We start from the raw sequence: 5,864 nt of genomic DNA, 5'->3' as shown, positions 1-5,864 counted from the left end.
GGCCGCACGATGAAGAGCAAAAGTTAGCATGATCGTTACCATGTTCGGGAGTCACATAGGAGATCAGATCCTGGAAATCGGGAAAAGTGCCAATCAGTTCACAATATTTGTGTATAAGAGTCAGCATCGCAATCGCCTATTCGGTCTTCACGTCAGCCAGTTCCACACGGTTTTCAGCCCCCTGATATCCCGCGTCAGCGAAGACAAAGGCTTTCTCGCCATGGAGCAGATGACTCACCGGATTGAAGTCGTGCTCGTTGGCTGGCGTGGTCTCCAGGCTGTGGGTGAGGCCACTTTTGGCATCGACGCCGATATGGGCCTTCATGCCGAAATACCATTGATTGCCTTTCTTGGTCTGGTGCATCTCAGGGCCACGTTCTCCACGCTTGTGCTTGGTGGAGTTGGGGGCCTCGATGATGGTGGCAGCGACCAGCGAGCCTTGCTTCATCATGACACCTGCTTCACAAAGCCACTGATTGACAGCATCAAAGAGCTGGCGAGCCAGTTGGTGCTGCACCAGCAGATGACGGAAGTTCATGATGGTGATGCGGTCAAGGATGGCCTGGTCCAGGGAGGGTTTAGCAAACAGACACATCGAGGCAATCTCGTAGAGTACATCCTCCATGGCGCCGTCGCTGAGGTTGTACCACTGCTGCATGCAGTGAATGCGGAGCATAGTGTCGAGTGGGTAGGGACGACGACCATTGCCCGCTTTGGGGTAGATAGGTTCGATGACCCCGAGCATTCTGGGCCATGGGAGCGAAGCGTCCATGCGAGCCAAGAATATCTCTTTGCGGGTTTTGCGGCGTTTAGCATTGAACTCGCCATCCGCGAAGGTGAGTTGATGACTCATGCTGAACCTCATCTCTGATGCCAAGTGAGGCTCATGATCGCACATCAGGGACTTGTTCGCACCTTCCCTAGCGGACTTGGCATCAATGGTTGAGAGTGAGTTACAAGCTGTTCGTAAGCGTCAGGCCAGTACCGTCTGGTGAATCGTGGCAGTTGTGGGCAAAGTAGTTCCCACTAAAAAGTAGTGGGAACCAACATGGTGTACACCAACCACGTCTAGCTAAGGAAGGTGCGACCCACTTGTGGTTGGCCTGTGCCTTTTGAACGATAGCATCAATATGAGTAGCGATTGACTGGCTCTCTCTCACTTGATTGCTCACGACAGCGCTCAAACTATCCAGGCTATCTAACGAGTGTTGAGCGCCTTCTTGCAGGGCCTCCAGTGGGGCAATAAGGCCACGGATTAACGTTGTGCCCCGCGCCATGCCCTGCTGTCCATTTTTGATTTCGTGAGTGGTTTGCTGATTGATGGCGGCAATAACATTGTCAATTTGTCCGGTCGCATCGGCCGTCCTAGTAGCCAGTGTTCGCACTTCTTCTGCCACGACAGCAAATCCCCGTCCACTCTCACCCGCACGAGCCGCTTCTATAGACGCATTCAGGGCAAGCAAATTAGTCTGGTCAGCAATCTCTCGGATCACACCGACCATATTGGTTACCACCAACGCACTTTGCTCCAACTTGGCAACAGTGTGTGCGGACTTTTCCACGGCCTGCGCAATTTGTACAATCTCATCAGCAACACTAATGATCTCGCGCACACCTTGTTGTGCCATATCGTGTGCCTTGGAGGCTTCTTCACGGGTGGTTTGAACATTACTAGCCAGTGAGGTGATGCCATCTGAAAAAGCGGCCACAGAGGTCTCAATAGCATGGGCCAACGCACTTTGCTCAGTTGAACCTGTGTTCACTCGAACAGATGCTCCCTCTAGTGCACTGGCTGCATCACTGACATTATTCGCATTCGTGTTGATAGCACGGATCACGTCATGCAAACGCTGACGCATATGTAACATGCTAGACAGCAACTCACCTAGCTCATCTTGCCCAGCAGACATCACTTCGTTAGCCAAAATGCCCTGTGCAATAAGACGGGGACTTTGCACCGCGTGGCTCAGTGGCCTCACGATAGATCGCGTGATATGCCATGCCATGATAGTCCCAACCCCAAATGCACCAAGGCCGAGTATCAGAACCCACAAAACAGATGAGTGAACAACACCAAGCGCCTCGGTTTGTCGTAGATTCATCGCCTCTTGTTGACCTTGTCCCTGCAAGCAGGGTCAAGCGTGATGCAGCGACTGCTGCAATAGCCGCTAAAAAACAAGCAACACAACATGGTTAAGGGTGAGACGAGATCGGATACGCATACATCACCTCGCTACAAAGCGTTTGGAGATCAAGTGGTCAAGTGCAAGTGGTCCTGGGCCACGCGCAACGAGAAACAGCAGAGCCGCCGCCCATACACCATGAGTTGGATAGGCATCAGGATAAACAAGGAACTGAATAACGATGGTCATTCCTAACAATGCTAATGCAGAAAATCGAGTGGCGAGCCCAATCAGTATTAGGGCAGGAAAGAGATGCTCGGCGGTGGCTGCCATAACAGCGCCTAATTCTGGAGGGATAAGTGGCAGCTGATATTCATAACGAAACAGATCGACAACTGATGAGGAAAGCTGGGGCCAACCAAAATGGAATTCCCCAGAAACTATATCCAAAGAAAATCCCTGAATTTTTGTTTGGCCTGATTTCCAGAAAATAGCGGCAATAGAAAAACGCGCCAGCAGTGCAATCCACGCATCTGGGATGCGTGACAGTAGCTGAACCACCGAGTGGGTCAACGTTGTGAGTCGGAGGATCATAGGGAGTGCTCCATCGGTGATGCTGCAACTAAGGCATAACTGCGTATTAGCAGGCTAAGGGTCTCTGGTATATCAAATGGGCCTGATGCAGTCACTGCGTCTGAAAAAGAAGCACCGCTGTTTAAACGTTCTATGAACATTGCTGCATTGTGTTCTATGTGCATGATCTCAACCCCCAATTGAGGGCGAACTAGCAATGCACTCTGGCTACAGGTGAGATCAACCCTCCTCATGCCTTCTGCGGGATCTTGGCCCTGGTGCACTGACCAAATTGATACCACTGGATAAGCAGAATGCAGGACTCGCAGAGCCGGATCCAGAGTAAAGCAAATATGGGCCAGCATAGCTTCATCTGATAACAATGATATTAGCGCTTCTTGGGATAGCGGTTTTGCGTCAGCCGCATGCCACGACTCTACTCGGAGCCATTCAAGACGAGCGACATCAGCAAGATATGGCAAGCCTGCAACAGGTGGAAAGTTAGCGAGGAAATCTGGATATTCCTCGCCATACCAGACAAGTACCGGAGACGAGGGGGGATAATGACGAATAAACTCGGCAGCCATTGCCCTGAAAAACACCTCACCCACAAGGGCTTGCACTACAGGATAACTGTCAGCCAAAGCATCAATCAGCGAGACGGTCACGTTGTTGCGATACACATCAAACCGCTTGGTTGGGTCTGAGCCATTCCAGGTAGTTAACCCAGGCGGTGACGCTGATGTTGGCGTCAACAGAGCGGCCATCCATTCGGCTTGGTTACTCATAAACCCATCTCCTTATTTCTTGCCATCAACAACTCAGCTTGGCGAGCCTCGGCAGCAAGAACAGCAAATGCTGGAATGTCGTTGTCCCGCTCAATAAGAGTGGGTTGAGGCCCTAAGAGAGCAATGACAGTGCTGTAGAGATCCCAGACCGCATTGGCGACAGGAGCACCATGACTATCAATTAGTAGGGGGGCTCCAGCAGCATCAACTTCTTCGGCATGGCCTGCCAGATGGATTTCGCCGACAGCTGAGAGTGGCAAGTCACGTATGTAGGCCATAACATCACGTCCGTGATTAACGCAAGAGACATAGGCGTTGTTCACATCCAGGAGTAGCCCGCAACCGGTTCGGGTAATCACCTCACTCATGAAGTCCTCTTCTGACATCGTTGAGGCGATAAATTCAACATAGGTAGCAGGGTTCTCAAGCAACATCCGGCGACCGAGCCGCTCCTGAACTCGGTTCACATGTTCGCACACGCGATCCCGGGTTTGTGGGGTATAGGGTGTTGGCAACAGGTCATTTAGAAACGTAGTTTGGTGACTTGACCAAGCCAGATGTTCAGAGAATGACTCAGGTTGATATCGTGTAAGGAGTGTGGCGAGTCTATCCAGATGAGCTTCATCCAGTGGCTCTTCACCACCTATTGATAGCCCAACACCATGGATGGACAGCGGGTAGTCTGCTCGAATGCGTTCGAGGTAATGATGGAATGGCCCCCCCGCCACCATGTAATTTTCGGCGTGGATCTCAAAAAAACCGATAGCTGGGCGAGTGTCGAGGATCGTCCGGAAATGTTCCGGCTTCAACCCGACACCGCCCGCCCTCGGTAGGACAGGCAGTGTCATGGTTTTCATCCTATTAGGCGTTCTTTTCCTTGAACTCGTTCAGCTGGCCAAATCCAGTCGGTGAGGTACCGGATTCAGTCTGCTCGCAAGTCCCTTTGGGAACCATTGACCAGGCATTGCCTTGGTAATCACGTACAGAAGTGCCCGCGCAGGAAGTGCCTGCTCCTGCTTTACAGTCATTCTTGCCTTTGAGAGCAACACCGTAGCATTTCTCCATGCTAGCCATTTTGCTGTCTTCGGCAGCACTAACCGGTGAGGCAGCCATGACCAGAGCGGTGCCAAAAGCGATGGCAAGGGAGGCAGAAGTGATTGTCTTTTTCATCGGAATTTCCTTTTCGTGGGTTGATAAACCAGCCAGCAAAAAGCATGTCAGATTATTCTTTAAGGCCCTGCTGTCCGGATTCTTAAAAATACGTACTGCGTACAAAACATCGGTGCAGAATTAACTGACTAAATATTCTCTAACTAGCTCACGAGCTCTGTGCAGTCGGCTTTTGATCGCGCCTGGTTGTTCACCTAGCCGCTCCGCGATTTCTGTAATCGTCAGCTCTTCAAAATCTCGCAGCAACACTACCTCCAGGTAATGTGCGGGCAAGGACTCCAGCGCATTCGTCAGGTCGATGCGTAACGATTCATCACTACGATTAGCCAGCTGTTGCTCTGCCACATCATCTTCTAGCAGGTCTTGCTTAAACATCATGCGCTCAAGTCGATGACATTCACGTTTAATGACCGTGAATAACCAAGAGGAGAAAGCAGCCACTGATTTGAGCCCACTGACTTTGCGGGAAAGCACCAACAGGGACTCTTGGACTGCATCATCAACATCACTGACATGACAGTGTTTGCGAGCGTAGCGTCGTGCATCTGCATGGCACACTGCCAGCAAGCGTGAGATCGCCGCATGATCTCCTGTCTGCGCGGACAGAATGAGATCCTCTTTTTCCATCATGCCATGTGTCATGACTCAGTTCCTTTTGTCGAGTTTACGGCCAACCATGGCACACATCGGGCAGAAACCCATCAGGCCAGTCATGGAAAGGATGGCACTCATTACTCCTGCTGCAACAGCAAGGTCTGATTTCCCCCAGCTCATCACTGCAAACACGATCGCCATGATGCTCAGGATGATGCGCAATACTCGCTCCCAGCTTGGGACATTCTTTACATAGAACATGTCCGTCTCCTTCGATTGCAAGAGTGCTGAATCGCTCTCTTACTTGATAAGAGGGGCTGAGTGAGCAAAGCGGTTCGCAGAAAATGAAAAAAATCTGAAAAAACTCAATTGAGCCCACAAAAATCTCTCAGACCATTGTTGTTAATGATATCACTAGAGGGGGGCTGATCGCTTGCCAGCAAGCTTTACCGAGTTGGTACTCTATGCTTGGGGTCAGACAACATTTGGTGGTAAGCGCCCCTGAATCAGCACCTGTTTTTACTGAGATCACCTCGGCACACTGAAACCCATCGTATCTACGTTGGGATTTCCGCTATGACCACTCAAGAACGCGTTGATTTTTGGCAGCGCCAGA

Annotated in this window: 7 protein-coding genes and 1 pseudogene; all 8 read right to left on the bottom strand. The window is 51.1% G+C overall.

Annotated elements, in window-relative coordinates:
* Nucleotides 1–148 precede the first annotated feature (148 nt).
* Nucleotides 149–853, bottom strand: a pseudogene (locus GWQ22_RS20705) (IS5 family transposase); the annotation flags it as partial.
* 100 nt (nt 854–953) lie between these two features.
* A complete protein-coding gene (locus GWQ22_RS20700; protein ID WP_275931523.1) occupies nt 954–2,102 on the bottom strand; it encodes a methyl-accepting chemotaxis protein in 1,149 nt (382 codons plus the stop codon).
* Between the two features lie 123 nt (nt 2,103–2,225).
* Entirely contained in the window at nt 2,226–2,717 is a 492-nt protein-coding gene (locus GWQ22_RS20695) for a DoxX family protein (protein WP_275931522.1), read from the bottom strand.
* Nucleotides 2,714–3,484: a DNA-binding domain-containing protein gene (locus GWQ22_RS20690; protein ID WP_275931521.1), complete on the bottom strand. Its 771-nt coding sequence runs from the start codon at nt 3,482–3,484 to the stop codon at nt 2,714–2,716. The genes GWQ22_RS20695 and GWQ22_RS20690 overlap by 4 nt, the downstream gene beginning before the upstream one ends.
* Entirely contained in the window at nt 3,481–4,332 is an 852-nt protein-coding gene (locus GWQ22_RS20685) for a DUF692 domain-containing protein (RefSeq protein ID WP_275931520.1), read from the bottom strand. Before GWQ22_RS20685 ends, GWQ22_RS20690 begins: the two co-directional genes overlap by 4 nt.
* A 13-nt stretch (nt 4,333–4,345) precedes the next feature.
* On the bottom strand, nt 4,346–4,654 hold the full coding sequence (locus tag GWQ22_RS20680) for a DUF2282 domain-containing protein (RefSeq protein WP_108537516.1): 309 nt from the start codon (nt 4,652–4,654) through the stop codon (nt 4,346–4,348).
* Nucleotides 4,655–4,774: 120 nt separating this feature from the next.
* Nucleotides 4,775–5,296 carry a sigma-70 family RNA polymerase sigma factor gene (locus tag GWQ22_RS20675; protein ID WP_275931519.1) on the bottom strand — a complete coding sequence of 174 codons (522 nt, stop codon included), beginning with the start codon at nt 5,294–5,296 and terminating at the stop codon, nt 4,775–4,777.
* Nucleotides 5,297–5,299: 3 nt separating this feature from the next.
* Nucleotides 5,300–5,509, bottom strand: a complete 210-nt coding sequence (locus GWQ22_RS20670; protein ID WP_275931518.1) for a DUF2892 domain-containing protein — start codon at nt 5,507–5,509, stop codon at nt 5,300–5,302.
* Between the last annotated feature and the right edge of the window lie 355 nt (nt 5,510–5,864).

The organism is Aeromonas sp. 1HA1 (genome assembly GCF_029237385.1).
Taxonomy (GTDB): Bacteria; Pseudomonadota; Gammaproteobacteria; order Enterobacterales; family Aeromonadaceae; genus Aeromonas; species Aeromonas popoffii.
Note: the sequence above shows the minus strand (reverse complement) of the source record. Positions and strands in the feature narration are given on the sequence as shown.